This is a genomic window from Nocardia sp. MH4 (assembly GCF_019266065.1).
Taxonomy (GTDB): domain Bacteria; phylum Actinomycetota; class Actinomycetes; order Mycobacteriales; family Mycobacteriaceae; genus Nocardia; species Nocardia canadensis.
This window is the reverse complement of the sequence record NZ_LPNR01000089.1, coordinates 1-16962: the sequence shown is the minus strand read 5'-3', so window position 1 is coordinate 16962 and position 16962 is coordinate 1. Positions and strand designations below refer to the sequence as shown.

General features: G+C 70.0%; 17 protein-coding genes. 12 read left to right on the top strand and 5 right to left on the bottom strand.

The window, feature by feature from the left end; all coding sequences use genetic code 11:
- Positions 1–6: 6 nt before the first annotated feature.
- Together ATM97_RS10965 and ATM97_RS10960 are read right to left on the bottom strand one after the other, a co-directional pair.
- Positions 7–1818 carry a DUF3556 domain-containing protein gene (locus ATM97_RS10965; protein WP_218717869.1) on the bottom strand — a complete coding sequence of 604 codons (1812 nt, stop codon included), beginning with the start codon at positions 1816–1818 and terminating at the stop codon, positions 7–9.
- Positions 1819–1908: 90 nt separating this feature from the next.
- On the bottom strand, positions 1909–3351 hold the full coding sequence (locus ATM97_RS10960) for a class I adenylate-forming enzyme family protein (RefSeq protein ID WP_218717868.1): 1443 nt from the start codon (positions 3349–3351) through the stop codon (positions 1909–1911).
- 160 nt (positions 3352–3511) lie between these two features.
- Between ATM97_RS10960 and ATM97_RS10955 the strand changes: the two genes are divergently transcribed.
- The 3 genes from ATM97_RS10955 (at position 3512) to ATM97_RS10945 (ending at position 6443) form a co-directional block, all read left to right on the top strand.
- A complete protein-coding gene (locus ATM97_RS10955) occupies positions 3512–4732 on the top strand; it encodes a CdaR family transcriptional regulator (protein ID WP_218717867.1) in 1221 nt (406 codons plus the stop codon).
- 223 nt (positions 4733–4955) lie between these two features.
- Complete coding sequence (locus ATM97_RS10950) at positions 4956–5531, top strand: hypothetical protein (protein ID WP_218717866.1); 576 nt, start codon at positions 4956–4958, stop codon at positions 5529–5531.
- Positions 5532–5612: 81 nt separating this feature from the next.
- Positions 5613–6443, top strand: a complete 831-nt coding sequence (locus ATM97_RS10945) for an alpha/beta fold hydrolase (RefSeq protein ID WP_218717865.1) — start codon at positions 5613–5615, stop codon at positions 6441–6443.
- A 45-nt stretch (positions 6444–6488) separates the two neighbouring features.
- Here ATM97_RS10945 and ATM97_RS10940 read toward each other — a convergent pair whose 3' ends face one another.
- The gene (locus tag ATM97_RS10940) at positions 6489–6884 is read right to left on the bottom strand and encodes a nuclear transport factor 2 family protein (protein WP_218717864.1); all 396 of its coding nucleotides are present in this window, start codon (positions 6882–6884) and stop codon (positions 6489–6491) included.
- A 126-nt stretch (positions 6885–7010) separates the two neighbouring features.
- On the opposite strand from ATM97_RS10940, the gene ATM97_RS10935 reads away from it, so the two are divergent.
- The 4 genes from ATM97_RS10935 to ATM97_RS10920 all read left to right on the top strand — a co-directional run bounded on the left by ATM97_RS10935 (position 7011) and on the right by ATM97_RS10920 (position 9464).
- Complete coding sequence (locus ATM97_RS10935; RefSeq protein ID WP_218717863.1) at positions 7011–7613, top strand: TetR/AcrR family transcriptional regulator; 603 nt, start codon at positions 7011–7013, stop codon at positions 7611–7613.
- Positions 7614–7652: 39 nt separating this feature from the next.
- Entirely contained in the window at positions 7653–8528 is an 876-nt protein-coding gene (locus tag ATM97_RS10930; RefSeq protein ID WP_255587552.1) for a siderophore-interacting protein, read from the top strand.
- 100 nt (positions 8529–8628) lie between these two features.
- Positions 8629–9090 carry a MarR family winged helix-turn-helix transcriptional regulator gene (locus ATM97_RS10925; protein ID WP_218717862.1) on the top strand — a complete coding sequence of 154 codons (462 nt, stop codon included), beginning with the start codon at positions 8629–8631 and terminating at the stop codon, positions 9088–9090.
- On the top strand, positions 9087–9464 hold the full coding sequence (locus ATM97_RS10920; RefSeq protein WP_218717861.1) for a DUF5313 family protein: 378 nt from the start codon (positions 9087–9089) through the stop codon (positions 9462–9464). The genes ATM97_RS10925 and ATM97_RS10920 overlap by 4 nt, the downstream gene beginning before the upstream one ends.
- A gap of 8 nt (positions 9465–9472) precedes the next feature.
- On the opposite strand, the gene ATM97_RS10915 is transcribed toward ATM97_RS10920, so the two are convergent.
- A complete protein-coding gene (locus tag ATM97_RS10915) occupies positions 9473–10162 on the bottom strand; it encodes a TetR/AcrR family transcriptional regulator (RefSeq protein WP_218717860.1) in 690 nt (229 codons plus the stop codon).
- A 205-nt stretch (positions 10163–10367) separates the two neighbouring features.
- Here ATM97_RS10915 and ATM97_RS10910 point away from each other — a divergent pair, with 205 nt between their 5' ends.
- The 4 genes from ATM97_RS10910 to ATM97_RS10895 are packed head-to-tail and all read left to right on the top strand — an operon-like array spanning position 10368 to position 15085.
- Positions 10368–11309 (top strand): alpha/beta fold hydrolase, encoded by a 942-nt coding sequence (locus tag ATM97_RS10910; RefSeq protein ID WP_218717859.1) that lies wholly within the window; start codon positions 10368–10370, stop codon positions 11307–11309.
- Between the two features lie 7 nt (positions 11310–11316).
- A complete protein-coding gene (locus ATM97_RS10905; RefSeq protein WP_218717858.1) occupies positions 11317–13095 on the top strand; it encodes an amidohydrolase family protein in 1779 nt (592 codons plus the stop codon).
- Entirely contained in the window at positions 13092–13982 is an 891-nt protein-coding gene (locus ATM97_RS10900; RefSeq protein WP_218717857.1) for a metal-dependent hydrolase, read from the top strand. Before ATM97_RS10905 ends, ATM97_RS10900 begins: the two co-directional genes overlap by 4 nt.
- Entirely contained in the window at positions 13979–15085 is a 1107-nt protein-coding gene (locus ATM97_RS10895; RefSeq protein WP_218717856.1) for a PDR/VanB family oxidoreductase, read from the top strand. Before ATM97_RS10900 ends, ATM97_RS10895 begins: the two co-directional genes overlap by 4 nt.
- Here the strand turns inward: ATM97_RS10895 and ATM97_RS10890 are convergent.
- Complete coding sequence (locus ATM97_RS10890; protein WP_218717908.1) at positions 15047–15634, bottom strand: TetR/AcrR family transcriptional regulator; 588 nt, start codon at positions 15632–15634, stop codon at positions 15047–15049. The two genes, ATM97_RS10895 and ATM97_RS10890, sit on opposite strands and share 39 nt — an antisense overlap.
- Before the next feature lie 160 nt (positions 15635–15794).
- Between ATM97_RS10890 and ATM97_RS10885 the strand changes: the two genes are divergently transcribed.
- Positions 15795–16962: molybdopterin-dependent oxidoreductase (locus ATM97_RS10885; protein WP_218717855.1), on the top strand; the 1168-nt coding region annotated here is incomplete at its 3' end.

The window sequence follows — 16962 nt, the reverse complement described above, 5'->3', positions numbered from 1 at the left end:
CCTCTCCTACTCGGCCGACTGGGCCGCGGTGTCGTGCTGCGGGGTGATCGTGCCGGTGACGTCTTCGCGTCGCCAGGTCACCCGGTGCGGGATGGGGCCGTCCGGCAGCCACGGCAGCGCGGCCACCGCGTCGGCGACCTCCCAGGTACCGCGCTCGAGCACGCCGAGCGCGGCGTCGACCACCATGTACTGCTGGGTGCCGCGGTGGATCGGCTGCGACTCCACCCACACCACGATCCATTCTCCCGGTGCGAACCCGACCCGGGCTTGCACCGCGTCGATCAGATCGAGGTTGTGCAGGTGACCGTCGCCGAAATTGAAGCCGATCAGCGAGTTACAGGCGAACTCGGCCTCGCGCACCGTCCAGCTGTCCAGCGCGGGAACGTGCTTGTACAGCAGCGAGAACAGGCCGCGGCCCTGACTGTGCATCGACCGCCAGGCGATGGTCTGCTGCATGGTGATCTCGGCGACCTCCGGCGGGTAGCCCATGGCCAGCAGTTGGTCGATCTGGTTGTCGGCGGGCCGGTGCGCGATGGTGTTGAGCTTCGCCTCCGCGCCGGGGGAGAAGGCCCACAGCGCCGAGGCCCAGTTGCCCGCGTACTGGCGCATGGACGGCAGGAACGACACCAGATCCGGGCGCAGATTGCCCAGCACCGGGAAGAACGCGAGACCCGCCGCGATCGCCACCGTCAGCCACGGCGAGGACATGTCGAACACGCCGTAGCCCGCCGAGTTCGGGAAGCCGAGGAACAGGAACACGGTCAGGTAGGCGAACAGGATGTTCCACTCCAGCGGCACCGCCAGCGGGAAGGTCGAGGTGATGAACAGGTGGAAGATCACCATCATCGCGACGCCGGCCAGGTTCAGCCAGTGGTTGGTGGTGAACAGCAGCACGATCGGGGTGACCACCTCGACGGTGGTGCCGCCGACGTGGGCCATGAACGAGGCCAGCCCCGACGGGCGGATGTCGTGCGGGAAGTCGCGGTAGTGCGCGCGCTTGATCGACCGGAACGGCATCGACGGGCTGTTGGACACCATCGGCGGCACCACATTGGTGAAGTGCTTGCCGAATTTGGACACCCCGGCGCCGACCCACACGATCACGATCAGCAGCTTCGCCGCGATGATCATGTCGGTGAACGGCAGCACCGCGAAGAACAGCAGCGCGGGCAGGTACTGCTCGCCCCGGGCCGCCAGGAAGATCGTCTTGTCGCGCAGGCCGCACAGCACGTACAGCACGATCGGCGCGATCAGCAGGGCGGGCCGCACCAGCCCGGACGTGTTGTCCGGCAGGGCTTCCAGCAGTGACGCGGTGGTCTTGCCCGGTGCCAGCAGCGCGACCAGCAGGGACGCGAGGAAGCCGAGATAGAGACCCACGTCGAGCAGGGTGCGGGAGTTGCCGTCGGTGAACGGCACCCGATGCCACGGCCGCAGCCTGATGCTGCCGCGCCGGGCGAAATACAGCGCGCCGCCGGTCATCGGCTTGAACTTGCCCGCCAGCGGCCCCCAGGAACCGGCGACACCGATCGCCTCGAGCAGCACCGTCCACAGGACCAGCTTCTGGTAGACGATCGGCTGGTTCCACCACTGCGCGATATCCCAGAACGGCCCGGTGCCCGACGTCGCGGTCGCCACCAGGACGCCGCCGAGCATGTAGAGCACCAGCAATTTCATGATGTAGATGGTGTGGATCATCTTCGGCGTGCCGAAGCCGTATTCGGCCCAGTGCAACGCCAGCGTCCGAACACGTTCGCGCAATGGCAGATCCAGAAATGTCTCGGTATCCACCGGCGGGAAATCTCCCGTCTTGAAGCCCATGGCGCTGTTCCTTTCCTTCTGCTCGCGGGCGCGGCGGACCGCGACCGAAAGTCCGACTTTCGTTCGAATCGAATTGCGGCGCAGTGGCGCTCAGCCGCGCGTGGCGAGTATCCGCAGCTGCTTCTTGTCGATCTTGCCGACCGGATTACGCGGCATCTCGGCCGTGAGCACGATCGCGGCGGGCACCTTGAACGCGGCCAGCTCCGCCCGGCAGTGCTCGGTGAGCTCCTCGGCGGTGACGGTGGCCCGCGGCGCGGCCACCACATGGGCGACCGGCACCTCGCCGAGCACGGGGTCGGGCACCCCGACGACCGCGGCCTCGTGGACCGCCGGGTGCCGGTAGAGGGCGTTCTCGATCTCCTTGGGGTACAGGTTCTCGCCGCCGCGGATGATCATGTCCTTGATCCGGTCGACCAGGACCAGGTAACCGTCGGCGTCGAAGTAGCCGACATCGCCGGTGCGCAGCCACCCGTCCACGACGGTGGCCGCGGTCTCGGCGGGCTTGCCGAGATAGCCCCGCATGACATTCGGCCCGCGGACGACGACCTCACCGGGTTCGCCGGGTGCCGACAGCGCGCCCTCGGGATCCATGATCGCCACCGTCTGACCGGGCAGCGGGAGACCGACCGTGCCCGGTTTGCGCTGTCCCACCACCGGATTCAGGGTGGACGCGCAGGTGCCCTCGGACAGGCCGTAGCCCTCGACGATCGGCACGCCGTAGCGCCGCTGGAAGCGATCGATGAGCTCGGCCGGCATGGGTGCCGCGCCGCAGATCGCCAGCCGCAGTGAGGACGTGTCGGGGTGCTCGCCGTCGGGCTGGGCCACCAGCATCGCGTAGATCGCGGGCACCGCCGAGAAATAGGTGGGCCGGATCCGGGCGACGGTGTCGACGAACCCGGACGCGGAGAACCGGCCCGCGATGGTGGTGCGTCCGCCCGCCAGCAGCGGCGACAGCACGCTGACCACGATGCCGTTGACGTGGAACAGCGGCAGGATCAGCAGGCTGTGGTCGGTCGCGTCCAGGCCGAGCGCGCCGATGATCATCGTGCACATGGCGGCGAGGTTCTCGTGACCGAGCAGCACGCCCTTGGGCCTGCCGGTGGTGCCGCTGGTGTAGATGATCAACGCCAGGCTGTTGATGGGCGCCGCGACGGCGACCGGGCCCGCGGACCGGGCGAGGTCGGCGACATCGAGGGTGATACCCGCCCGCCCGGGCTCGCCGATCACGACCTCGGCGCCCGAATCCTGGATCTGGTACCGGATGTCGTCATCGGTGAGCCCGGGATTGACGGGCGTGACCGCGGCGCCGAGCCGCCAGGCGGCGAACAGGATCACCACGAGTTCCACCCGGTTGGGCAGCACGACGGCGACGACGTCGTCGGCCCGCACACCCGCCCGGTGCAGCACCGACGCGGCGGCCTCGACCCGCGCGTGGAACTGCGCGTTCGACAGGCTGGTCGCGTCGTCGGCCACGGCGTGTCCGTGCGGATCGGTGGTGGCTCTGACCTCGGGCAATTCGGCGATGTGTCGCATGATTCCTCACCGTGACGGATGTGATCTGGATTACATGTCCCAAGGTAGGGGCCGGATCCGGCGCCGCCTACGGGCCCGCGGCCCAGCATTGCGGCGCGGTGTTGTGCCACGAGCACAAACAGCGCCGTCCGGTGGGCCGCCGGGGGTACTGTCTGCGGCCATGGCCGACGACAACGATCCCCTCGTCCGTGCGGTGGCGGGCCGGATCAAGGCGGACCTGGACCGGCTGGCGCCGACGATGACCTCGATGTTCGTCGAGGTCATCCCGGAATTCCGGCACGACGACGAGGTGCGCAGGCTGATGGTGGCCAGCACCGAGTCCAACCTCGCCGCGATCCTGGACATGCTCACCCTGGCCATCGGCCTCGACGACATCACCGTGCCGCCCGCCGCCGCCGAATACGCGCGCCGCTTCGCCCAGCACGACCTGTCGCTGGAAGCGCTGCTGCGCGCCTACCGGCTCGGCGAGCACATGTTCGTGCAGTGGACGATGACCCTGCTGACCGAACTGAACCCGCCCACCGACGTCGCCCTGGCCACCGCCGCCCGCATCGCCGACCTCGTCAACGGCTACATCGATCAGGTGATCGAGGGCCTGATCGACATCTACGAGAGCGAACGCCGTCGCTGGGACGCGCGCACCGATGCCGCCCGCGCCGCTCAGGTCCGCGCGGTGCTCGACGCCGACGATCTGGATGTGGCCTCGGCCGAGCAGATGCTGGGCGTCTCGCTGCGTGGCTGGCAGCAGTTCGCGGTGCTGTGGACCCCGCCGGGCACGCGTGACCCCGGCGCGGTCCTGCGCGCGGGGACCGCGCTGGTGGCCGCCGCCACCGGCAAGACCCCGATGACCGTCGAGGTCGACGACTACAGCCGGTGGGTCTGGATCTCCTCGGCGGGCAAGCCGGTGCTCGACACCGAGGGCCTGGTCCGCGATCTGCGCGCGCACCCGAACCTGTCGGTGGCCCTGGGTGATCCGGCCACCGGCCTGGAGGGCTTCCGCCAGACCTGCCGGGACGCGCAGCGGGCCCGCACCGTCGCGCTGGCCACCCGCACGCACGGGCTCACCGGATACGCCGACGTGGCGCTGTCGGCACTGTTCACCGACCGCGTGCCCGCGGTGCAGGAGTGGGCGAGCCGGGTGCTGGGCGGACTGATGGCCGAGGACGAGGCAGCCGCGCGGCTGCGCGAGACGGTCCGGGCGTTCCTCGACGCGCGCGGCAGCTACACCGACGCCGCGGCCCGGCTGCACGTGCACAAGAACACCGTGCACTACCGGGTGCGCAAAGCCGAAGAACTGCTGGGGCATCCGCTCGCCGAGCGCAGGCTAGACATCGAGGTGGCGCTGCGCGCCTGTGCGCAGCTGGGCCTGCCGAAGCCGTAATTCCGGCGTGGTCCGCTGTGAATGCCCACAGCGTTGCACCGAACCGTGTGCGGTCCGGGACGAGGGCACCGATGGTGGAGCCCTGGGAAGGTGATTCCCGGATCGATCGACGCACTACTGGGGAATCGCAATGAACGCACCGGAGAATCATCGGAACAGAGCCGCGCAGGAATGCAGGCCGAGGCCCTCGCGCCGGAATATCGACCCCTATATTCGGTCCGAAGTGGCCCGAATTCACGAGAATTGGCTCGGCGGCGCCGAATTCACGGCCTCCGCCCGCGCTGCCCGCATCGATGCCGAGGCCGCCGAACTGACCGGCCGCGTGGCCGTCGCCGAAGCCCGCATCCTCGACGATCTGCGCGCCGACTGGCGTGCCGTCCACGGCAGTGGGCTACCGTCGCCGCGCACCGTCGCCGCCCTGCGGAACACCGCGCGCGAGGACGCCCGCCACGCCGTGCTGTGCGAGTACCTCTATCCGCGGGTGTCGCCCGAGGCGATCGCGGAGCGGCACCGCGTCGAGTACCTCGCGGCCGACCGTCGCCTCAATGCCGCGGTCCACACCGACCTGCACCGGTGGCGGCGGCGCCCCGTGCACCCGACGCCCTCGACCCGCGCGATCGTGGCCAGGACCTGGGGCACGGTCCGATCCGGGGAGTTCCTCGCCCTGGCGCACGCCCTCGTCCAGACGCGCGTGGAGGACGGGCTGCCGCTGCCGGTGACCCCGCTGGACCCGTTGACCGAACAGCTCACCGAGGTCATCCGTGATCAATTGGTGTCCGACGGCCTGCTGCCGGTCTGAGAGTTCGCCCGAATCGGCCGTCTGCCTCGAGTTACCGTGACCACACCACGACGATGTGGTGTGGGGAAGGAGGCATCGCGGATGCCACGTCTCGATATCGGTGGAACCTCGATCGCCTACGACGTGGCGGGATCGGGTCCGGCGATCGTCTTCCTGCACAATCTCGGCGGCGATCGCACCATCTGGCGGGCGCAGTACGAGGCCTTGCGGTCCTCGCACCGGGTCGTCGCGATCGACCTGATCGGCTACGGCGCATCGGACGCCCCCGACGACGGCTACACCCTGGAGAACTACCTCGCCATGGTCGAGGCGGTCTTCGCCGCACTGGATCTGCGCGAGGTCACGCTGGTCGGGCACTGCTTCGGCAGCGCGCTGTCGCTGCTGTTCACCCAGGCGCGTCCGGACCTGGTGCGGTCGCTGGTGCTCAGCAGCCCGCTGACCCCGGCCACGGTGAAACCGACCAGGACCGGCTGGGCGGCGTTGGTGGGCAAGCACGTACGCCTGGACTCGCTGCTGTCGATGGTGCGCATCCCCGGCCCGATCGCCGGGCTGATCGTGGCCGAGCAACTCGGCGCGGGCGGCGCGCACACCGACGAGACCGCCCGGCATCTGCGGTCGAGCTGGACCGAGCCGCGCAGGCTGATGGTGACCGCCGCGATCGCCCGGGAGATCCCGCGCCTGGCCATCCTCGACGAGTTCGTCCCGCCGCCGGACTTCCCGCCGATCACCACCGTCTGGGGCGCGCGCAACCGGGTACTCTCGGCCCCCGCGGGCGCGCGGCTGAACACGACGCTGCGGCCGGTGCGCGACATCGTCGTCGACGACGCCGGGCACCTGGTCATGGTGGAAGCCCCCGAAACCGTCACCGCCGCGGTGCTTTCGGCGATCGAGCACGCGAACCAGCAGCACTGACGAGTGTCGCCGGCGGGGCGGACCCACCGGCGAATACCCCGTGGCTCAGGAGATCTCGGCGGGCGCGGCCAGGGCGGCCTGCATGGCGACCCCGTCCACGTAGGTGTGCTTCTCCTTCACCGCGCCGTCCTCGACCAGCACCATGTCCGCGATGTCCACGTCGACGGTGCCGCCGGTGACGGAGGTGCCGGACAGCTTCCAGCGCACCACCCAGAAGTCGTCGCCGACCCGGAGATCGACCTGGGTGAAGGTCAGATCGGGGACCAGGGCGAAGGTCTGTGCCGCGGCGGTGCGGATCTCGGCCCGCCCGTGCGCAGGCGCGCCGCCGGAATGCAGGTGGAAGATCGAATCGGTCGTATGCAGGGCGACGATCCGATCGGGGTCGCGGTCGGCCCAGCAGGCGTGGTAGCGCTCGAACAGATCCTTGGTGGCATCGGACATGGTGGCCGGCCCCTTCTAAGATACAAACAGGATGACTGTATGTTCCCGGACGGTGGATGACCGGTCAAGGGGCGAAGGGCCTCGATCGGTCGCGGCCGTCGTGCTGCCCTAGACTTCGACGTCGCCATGAACCCTGATCGCCGTACCCAAGCCGAGCGCTCGGCCGCCACGCGCGCCGCGGTGATCCGCGCCGGGCGAGAACTGTTCGGGCAGTTCGGTTATGGCGCGGTCAGTACCATCGCGGTCGCCGAGGCCGCCGGGGTCAGTCGTGGCGCGCTGTATCACCAGTTCGCCGAGAAGAAGGATCTGTTCGAAGCGGTCTTCGAGGATCTCGAACGCAGCCTGGTCGAGGTGATCGCCGGCGCGGTCGCCGCGGCGCGCGAAGCGGATCCGATCGCGAGCCTGATCGTCGGCTGCCTGGCGTGGCTGCAGGCCTCGACCGCCACCGAGGTGCAGCGGATCGCGCTGCTGGACGCGCCCGCGGTGCTCGGGTGGAGCCGGTGGCGCGAGATCGAGTTGCGGCACACGATCGGGCTGGTGGAGAACGCGCTGGCCGGGGCGATGGCCGCCGGGCGGATCCGCAAGCAGCCGGTGCGGCCGCTGGCGCTGGTGGTGGTGGGTGCGCTGGACGAGGCGGCGCAGTACCTCGCGAATTCCGGCGACGCGGAGGACATGACGGCCGTTCGCGGGGTCATCGAGCAGCTCATCTCGGGGCTCGCGATCGACTAGGGAGTGCCCGGTTGCCATTTAATAGGTTAGCCTTGCCTAATGGCAATCGAGACTGTGTCCCGTCCGACCATGGTCTACGCGCCGCTGCGGGTGTGCCGCACGGTGCGGCTGACCCCGCGCATGGTGCGCATCACCCTCCGCTGTGCGCATCCGGCCGCGCTCGGCGACACCGGGCCGGATCAGTACACGAAGCTGTTCTTCCCGCTGCCCGGCCAGTCGCGCCCGGTCGTGCCGCCGCCGCTGGACGACTCCGGCAGCGTGATGAGTTGGTATCAGCGGTATCTCGCCATGCCCGACGAGATCCGCCCGCCGATGCGCACCTACACCATCCGGGCGCAACGATCCGAGATCGGTGAGCTGGACATCGATTTCGCGCTGCACGCCGAGCACGCCGGCCCCGCCTCCGACTGGGCGTCGACCGCGGCGCCCGGCGACGAGATCGGGCTGCTGTGCCCGCCGCACGCGCTCTACGCTCCGCCGCCGGATCCCGCCTGGCAGTTGCTGATCGGTGACGAGACCGCGATTCCGGCCATCGGCGCGATCGTCGAACGCCTCGACGTCGCGGCGTCGGTGCGCGTGTTCATCGAGGTCGCCGGACCGACCGACGAGCAGCGGTTCGACACGCGCGGTGACGTGCGCGTCCAGTGGGTGCATCGCGGCGATCGCCCGCACGGCGCGGCCTTGGTGGACGCGGTGTGCTCCGCCGAGCTTCCGGCAGCGGTGCCCTACGCGTGGATCTCCGGCGAGGCCGAGCTGGTGAAGCTCGCTCGGCGCAACCTCGTGCGCGACCGTGGTTTCGATAAGCGCGCGATCACCTTCACCGGCTACTGGCGCCAGGGTCGCACCGAGGAGGACAACGGCCGCGAGAAGGTCCGTCGCGCCGCCGCCGGGGAGCCGCTCGTCGACGAGGACTGACCAGGAGCGCCCTCGGCCGCACGGTCTGTGACGCCACTAATAGTTATTGCACTAACTATTAGTGGCACAATAGTGTGTGGACGAAGGAAGGCGGTGGACCATGCAGGAGCTCGACGACCCGTTGCGGCTCGACCGGCAGGTGTGTTTCGCCCTGGCGGTGGCCAACCGATCGGTGCTGGCGGTCTACCGGCCGCTGCTCGAACCGCTCGGCCTGACCCATCCGCAGTACTTGGTGATGCTGGCCCTGTGGGGCGAGGCGCCGATGTCGGTCAAGGCGGTCGCCGAGGCGATCCAGCTCGACTCGGCGACGCTGTCGCCGCTGCTCAAGCGGCTCGAGTCGGCCGGTCTCATCACTCGCCGCCGTGATCCGCACGACGAGCGGACGCTGCACATCGATCTCACCGACGCGGGTCGTGACCTGCGTCGGCAGGCCGAACAGATCCCGCCCGCCGTCGTCGACCGGCTGGGCGTGAGTCTGGCCGATCTGGAAGAATTGCGCGATGTCCTCGGCCGGGTCAACGCGGCCGCGCGACGCGCATCGGACGTGAGGGAGCACCAATGACCGCCTCGACCCCCAATCTCTGGCAGCGCGTGCGCTACGTCACCGGCGGCACCCTGCCGCCCTCGATGTCGGACTGGGTCCTGGCCGACCTGACCGGTCCCGGCGCCACCCGCCGCTACCTGATGCGCTTCCTGCTGCCCGTCCTGCCGATCCTGTGCCTGTTCCTGCTGGTCCCGGGCCCGCTCTGGATGGGGCTGTCGATGATGGCCCTGCTCTATCTGCCGCTGGTCTACTTCACCGTCGCCCTGGTCTATGTCTACCGGCGTCACCGTCTGGTCAGCCACGGCTTCGATCCGGAACTGGCCGACGAGGCCGAACGCCGCCGCGCCGACGCCGAGCGCGCCGCCTACGAGAGCCGCCACCAGCGCGGCTGAGCGCGGCATCAAGCCTGGGGGAGACCCTGGGAGATCGCGGCGAGGGTTTCGACGACGGGCTGATCCGGGTCGACGGTGACGCCCTTGCCGCGCAGAAAGCCGTCCAGGAGCTGACAGACCGAGTCGGTGCTGCGCTCGATGAATTCCTGGGTGGCGGTGGGATCCGGGGTGCCCGGTACGTCGAGCCACAGGTCGGTGACCGCGACGAGGAAGCCGACGATGCCACGGGCCAGGTGATCGACGCCGTCGGTGTCCAGCCCGACCGCGGCGAAGAGCGTTCTGGTGCGTTCGGCGAGGTCGCCGGACAGCCGCCTGCCCACGTCGAGCGGGCGGGCCGAGCCGTCGCCGGGCGGGATGCTCTGGGTGATCGCGACGTAGCGGAACACGTTCGGGTGGGTGAGCACGACCTCGGTGGCGGCGGTCAGGAACTGGTGCACGGTCGCCCTGCGGGTCTGCATCATCAGTGACAGATCCGGCGCCACCGCCCGGTAGATCTGGTCGACCAGCCAGTCCGCGACCGCCCGGTCCAGGTCGGACTTGTCGGTGAACATCCGGTACAGCCGTGGCTTCGCGACGCCCACTTCGGCCGCGATCGCCCCCATGGTCACCTGCGCGCCGTCGCGGCCGATGGCGCGGATCGCCCCGCGGACGACATCGTCGCGCGAGAGGATCCGCGCGGCCGAACGCCCCGATGTCATCGACATGTCCTTTGTTCTCTCCGCGTCGCCCGATGCCGTATCGGCAGCATACCGGCAGTTCCAGCCGCGCCGACCCCGCCGCGATCACAGCCGTCCTTGACAGGACCGCCGCCCGCCCTGGAAACTCACCGACGGTACCGGCGGTACCGTGAAAGAGAACCCGGAGTACATCGTGCAGTGGCGCACGCGTCCAGAAGGAATTCCCATGGCGGCTCACCTCGACCATCAGCCCAGTGTCCGACCCGAACCACGGCGACAGCATCGGGTCGGCAACGGTGACATCGAACTCGCCGTCTTCGAGTACGGACCGCCCGACGGTGTACCCGTGGTACTGGTGCACGGCTGGCCGGACACCCACCACCTGTGGGACGGCGTGATCGCGCTGCTGGCGGACCGATACCGCGTGCTCGCTTACGACACTCGCGGGTACGGCGAGTCCAGCGCGCCGCGCGCGGTGTCGGCGTATCGCCTCGACCGGCTCGCGACCGACTTCTTCGCTGTCGTCGATCAGCTCAGCCCGGAACAGCCGGTGCACGTCGTCGCGCACGACTGGGGCTCGGTCCAGGTCTGGGAGGCGGTGTGCGAGCACGGCGCCGACGAATTCGTCGCCTCGTTCACCTCGATCTCCGGCCCCAATCTCGACCATCTCGGCAAATTCCTGCGGGCGCCGCTGCGCACGCCGACCCCGCGCGCGGTGTGGAACACGCTGGCCCAGGGCCTGTCCTCGGCCTACACCGGGTTCTTCATGCTGCCGGTGCTGCCCGGCCTGTTCTTCCGGGTTGCCGGCTCGGCGCGGATGTGGCGGCTGTTCCTGCGCCTGGTCGAGGGCATCCGGCCCGAGCAGGTCACCGTGGCCGCGACCCTGCGCCGCGACATGGTCTCGGGCCTGCGCTTCTACAAGGCCAACATCCTGCCCCGGATGTTCTCCCCTCGCGACCGCCGCACCGCGGTGCCCGTGCAGCTGATCGTCAACACCCGCGATATCGCCGTGCGCCCGGCCGGCTACGACGGCTACGAGGACTGGGCCGACGAACTGATCCGCCACGACCTGCCGCGCGGCCACTGGCTGCCCTTCGCCGACCCTGGCGCGATCGCGGACTACGCGGACAAGTTCATCACGGCGCACTCGATCGACACCGGAAAGTAGTTCTCCCATGACCGATTTCGATCTCGTCATCACCGGCGGCACCTGGTTCGACGGCACCGGAGCGCCCGCGCGACGGCGCCACCTCGGCATCACCGGCGGTGTGGTGCGGCGGGTGTCGGCCGAGCCGCTGCCCGTCGGCCCCGGCACCGAGGTGATCGACGCCGACGGCAAATGGGTCCTGCCCGGCTTCGTCGACGTGCACACCCACTACGACGCCGAGGTGCTGATCAAGCCGGAACTGTCGGAGTCGCTGCGCCACGGTGTCACCACCGTCGTCATCGGCAACTGCTCGCTGTCGACGGTGCTGGCCTCCAACACCGACTGCGCCGACATCTTCAGCCGGGTCGAGGCGGTGCCGCGCGATGCGGTCTACGACACCCTCGACCGCGTCCGGACCTGGTCGGGTCCGGCCGAATACGCCAAGGCGATCGACGAACTGCCGCTCGGGCCGAATATCGCGGCGTTCCTGGGACATTCGGATCTGCGCACCCATGTGCTCGGGCTCGGTCGCGCCGTCACCCGCGACACCGAACCGACCGCCGCCGAGATCGAGCGGATGCAGGAACTGCTCGGCGAGGCGATCGCGGCGGGCTTCCTCGGTCTGTCGTCGATGTCGAACCCGCTCGACAAGATCGACGGCGACGAGTACCGCTCGCGCTCGCTGCCCTCGACCTACGCGCGCGGCAAGGAGGTGCGCGCGCTCAATCGGGTGCTGCGCCGCCACCGCCGCATCCTGCAGAGCGCGCCGACGGTGAGCCTGCGCCCGAACATCGCCAAGTTCTTCCTGGCCAGCGCGGGAATCGGCCGTCGCCCGCTGCGTACCTCGCTGCTCTCGGCCGCCGACTCCAAGGCCTATCCGCCGCTGGTGTGGTTCATGCTCACGGTCGCGCCGCTGCTGAACCGCTTCGCACGCACCGACTTCCGCTGGCAGCACCTGCCGGTGCCGTTCACGGTGTACGCCGACGGCATCGATCTGGTGGTCTTCGAGGAGTTCGGCGCCGGCGCGGCCGCGCTGCACCTGAAGGACCAGGTCGAGCGCAACGCGCTGCTGCGCGAGGAGTCCTACCGGCGCTGGTTCCGCCGCCAGTACGACAACAAGTTCACCCCGCGCATCTGGCACCGCGACTTCTTCGACGCCGAGATCATCGCCTGCCCCGACGCCTCGGTAGTCGGCAAGTCGATCGGCCGGGTCGGCAAGGACCGTGGCCTGCATCCGGTCGACGCCTACCTCGACCTGGTCGTCGAACACGGCTCGGCGCTGCGCTGGCGCACCACCATCGCCAACGACCGGCCCGGCTACCTGAACAAGCTCGCCGCCAGCAGCGGCGTGCAGATGGGCTTCGGCGACGCGGGCGCGCACCTGCGCAACATGGCCTTCTACAACTATCCGCTGCGCCTGCTCGAACGCGTGCTGCGCGCGCAGGAAGCGGGCACGCCGTTCCTGAGTGTGGAGCGGGCCGTGCACCGGCTCACCGGTGAACTGGCCGACTGGTTCCGCATCGATGCCGGTCACCTGCGCGAAGGCGACCGCGCCGACCTGCTCGTCCTCGATCCCGCCGGTCTCGACGCCCGGGTGCACGAGCTGCACGAGGCGCCGCTGCCGGAATTCGGGCTGGACCGCATGGTCAACCGCAACGACGACGCCGTCGTGGCCACCGTCGTCGGCGGCAAGCGGGTGTTCGCGCGCGGCGCGCTCGCCGACGGGCTCGGCACCGCTTGGGGCACCGGCAGTTTCCTGCGCGCCGGCGCCGCTGCCCGCACCGCGTCCTCGGAGGAGTACCGATGAAGTCGACTCGCCGCCGCCGGACCCCGGCCCCGCACGTCGCGCTGCACGCGCGCGACGTGCGGTTCGACTGGACCGACACCGCCCTGCGGTGGATGCCGGACGAACCGGTCGCCTCGCACGTCGTCAACTCGCTGAATCTGCTGCTGCCCGAAGGGGAGCGGATGTTCTGCGCGGCCTACACCGAGGCGCTGCCGTATGTGAAGGACGCCAAGCTGCGTGAGGACATGCTCGGCTTCATCGGCCAGGAGTCGATGCACGCCGAGACCCACCAGAAGGTGCTGGCCGGGGTGCTGGCCGCGCACGGCATCGACACCGCGCCGTATGTGCGGCAGATGGAATTCGTCTTCCGCAACACCCTCGGCGCCCGGGACGCGGGCACCGCCGCGACCGAGGTGCGGATGGTGGAGCGGCTGACCTTCATCGCCAGCCTCGAGCACTTCTTCGCCTGGCTCGGCGACTGGATCCTCAACGCCGACTTGGAGAAACACCACGCCGATCTGCGCATGCTCGACCTGTTCCGCTGGCACGGCGCCGAAGAGGTCGAACACCGCAATGTCGCCCACGATGTGGCGATCTACTTCGGCGCGGGCTACCTGCGGCGCGCGGTGATGATGATGATCGTCATCCCGATCCTGCTCGTGCTGATCCTGCGCGGCACCCGCTACCTGATCAACCAGGACCCCGGCATGCCGAACATCGGCTATCCGATGCTGCTGTGGCGGATCCTCGGCGCGATGCGGCGCGGGGCGCTGCCGCGCCTGCGCGCGCTCGCGATCAGCGCGCTGTCGACGTTCAACCCGCGCTACTCGCCGAACACTGTCGGGTCGACCGAGCAGGCGATCGCGTATCTGGCCAAGTCGCCCGCGGCGAGGGCGGCACATCGGTGACCCGGCCCGACGTCCCCGCCACGCTGCCGCCGGACCTCTACGGCAAGCACGCCCACGATCCGACCACACGAGTGATCGACCGGATCGCCACCGCGAAGGTGGGCCTGTCGACGCTGATCAACCGGGGCAGGCTCGAATCCGGGGTGGACGACCGGCGCTTGCCGGTGCGGGTGACCGAGCGGACGATCGTCGCGGCCGACGCCGACGTGGTGAGCCTGCGCCTCGAGTCACCGTCGGGGCGCGCCCTGCCGCGCTGGCAGCCGGGCGCGCACATCGACCTGGAGCTGCCGTCGGGACGCGTCCGGCAGTACTCGCTGTGTGGCGATCCGGCCGACCGGGGCGGCTACCGGATCGCGGTGCGCCGCATCCCCGCCGGTGGTGGCGGGTCGATCGAGGTGCACGACGCGCTGCCGGTCGGCACGGAACTGACGGTGCGCGGTCCGCGCAACGCCTTCCCGTTCGCCCCGCCCGGGCGCGGATCCACCGCGCGTCGACTGCATTTCGTGGCGGGCGGCATCGGCATCACCCCGATCCTGACCATGGCCAGGGCCGCCGACCGGCTCGGCGTGCCGTGGACGATGCTCTACTGCGGCCGCACCCGCGCGACCCTGCCGTTCCTCGACGAGATCGCCGAGTTCGGCGACCGTGTCACGGTGCGCACCGATGCCGAGCACGGCGTCCCCACCGCCGCGGAACTGCTCGCCGGCGTCGACGGCGACAGCGCGGTCTACTGCTGCGGACCGACCGTGATGACCGCGGCCCTGCTGAACGCGGTCAGACAGCGCGACGGCGTCGAATTCCATTCGGAGCGTTTCTCGCCTGCGCCCGTCGTGGACGGCAGGCCGTTCGCCGTGCGGCTGGCGGGCAGCGGCGAAGTCGTCGACGTGGGTGCCGAGGAGACCATGCTCGCCGCCCTTCTGCGCGCCCGGCCCGATCAGCCCTATTCCTGCCGTCAGGGCTTCTGCCGGACCTGCGTGGTCCGGGTGGTGGCCGGAGACCCCGACCATCGCGACACCGTGCTCACCGACGCCGAGCGCGCCGAGGGCAAGACTCTCGCGTGCGTATCACGGTGCGACGGGGGAACTCTCGTCCTCGACCTGTGAGAGCGCGTGGCCGGTGGCGGCGCCGAGCATGGTCTCGAGCTCGGCGACGACCTCGTCGAGCGGCTCGGTGGAGCGGTCGACCCGGCAGAGGATGACCGCGCCCTCCACGGCCGCGATCGCCATCGTGGCCAGGCGGCTCGCGCGCGCAGGCTCGACGCCGTCCGCGGCGAGGGCGGCGTCCAGCGCGCGATGCCAGCGGCGCAGGATCTCGGCGATCTCCGGGCGCAGATGCCGGTCGTCGGAGGAGCCGCCCACCGCCACGGAGACCACCGGGCAGCCCGCCTCGAAATCGGAGGCCGCCAGGATCGAGGTCCAGAACTCGCTGATGCTGCGCAGGGCCGTGCGCGATCCGCGCGCCGCCGCCTGATCGATGATCGTGCCGATCGTGTCACCGGCGAGCGCGAGCGACTCGGTCATGATCTGGGCCCGGCCGCCGGGGAAGTGGTGATACACCGACCCGCGCGGCGCGCCGCTGCGGGCCAGCACGGCATCGACGGTCACCCCGGCCGCACCGCGTTCACGCAGCAGTTCCACGGCGCTGTAGAGCATCTTCTGCCGGGTGTTGGTGCGGGCTCCCACGGGTGCGGTCTCCTTCGGCGATCTCGGGTCGGGCAACTGTCATGGTAAGCGCCCCACCGCTATGTTATGTTGCATAGCATATTACTCGGGTGTGACGGCGACCTCTGTCACCGCGGCGAAGGATGTCCCCATGGTGGAAACGCAGCCGAAGGCGACCGCGTGCGTCCTGTGTGAATGCAACTGCGGCATCACCGTCGAACTGGACGGGCGCAGGCTGACGAAGATCCGCGGCGACAAGACCCACCCGGCGTCGGCGGGCTACACCTGCGAGAAGGCGATGCGCCTCGACCTGTACCAGAACGGCCCCCATCGCCTGACCACCCCGCTGAAGCGGCAGGCCGACGGCAGCTACCGCGAGATCGATTGGGACACCGCGCTCGACGAGATCGCCGCGCGGCTGGCCGCACTGCGCGACGAGCACGGTGGCGACACGATCTTCTTCTACGGCGGCGGGGGACAGGGCAATCACCTGGGCTCGGCCAACGCGCTCGCGCTGCGGGGCGCGCTCGGGTCGGGGTATCACTCGAATGCGCTGGCGCAGGAGAAGACCGGCGAGATCTGGGTCGACGGACGTCTCTACGGCGGCCACACCAAAGGCGATTTCGAGCATGCCGAGGTGCTGGTCTTCGTCGGCAAGAATCCCTGGCAGTCGCACAGTTTCCCGCGGGCACGGCCGATCCTCAAGCAGGTCGCGGGCGACCCGGCGCGGTCGATGGTGGTGATCGACCCGCGGGTCAGCGAGACCGCCGCCATGGCCGACTTCCACCTGCGGGTGGCCCCCGGTCGTGATGCCTGGCTGATGGCGGCGCTGGTCGCGGTGATCATCCAGGAGGATCTGGTCGACGCCGAGTTCGTCGCCGCGCACACCGCCGGGTACGACGAGGTCCGGGCGGCGTTCCTGGACATCGACATTCCCGCTTTCGCCACCATCAGCGGCGTCGAGGTCGACCGGATCAGGGCCGCCGCCCGCCGGATCGCGACCGCGTCGAGCGTGTGCGTCTACGAGGATCTCGGCATCCAGCAGGCGCCCAACTCCACCCTGGTCTCCTACCTGAACAAGCTGCTGTGGATCGTCACCGGCAATTTCGGGCGGCCCGGGACGATGTTCCTGCACTCGTCGTTCGCGCTGCTGGCCGGCGGCTCGGGGACGCCGTCGGGCCCACGCAAGCCGCCGAGCGCGCTGGACAAGCTGCGCAAGAAGGCGACGGCCCGCGCGGTCACCGCGGTCGCGGCCACGGTCGGGACGACGCTGCCCGCGCTGGCCCGGGTCGGTGCGCTGCGACCCGGCGTCGAGGCGG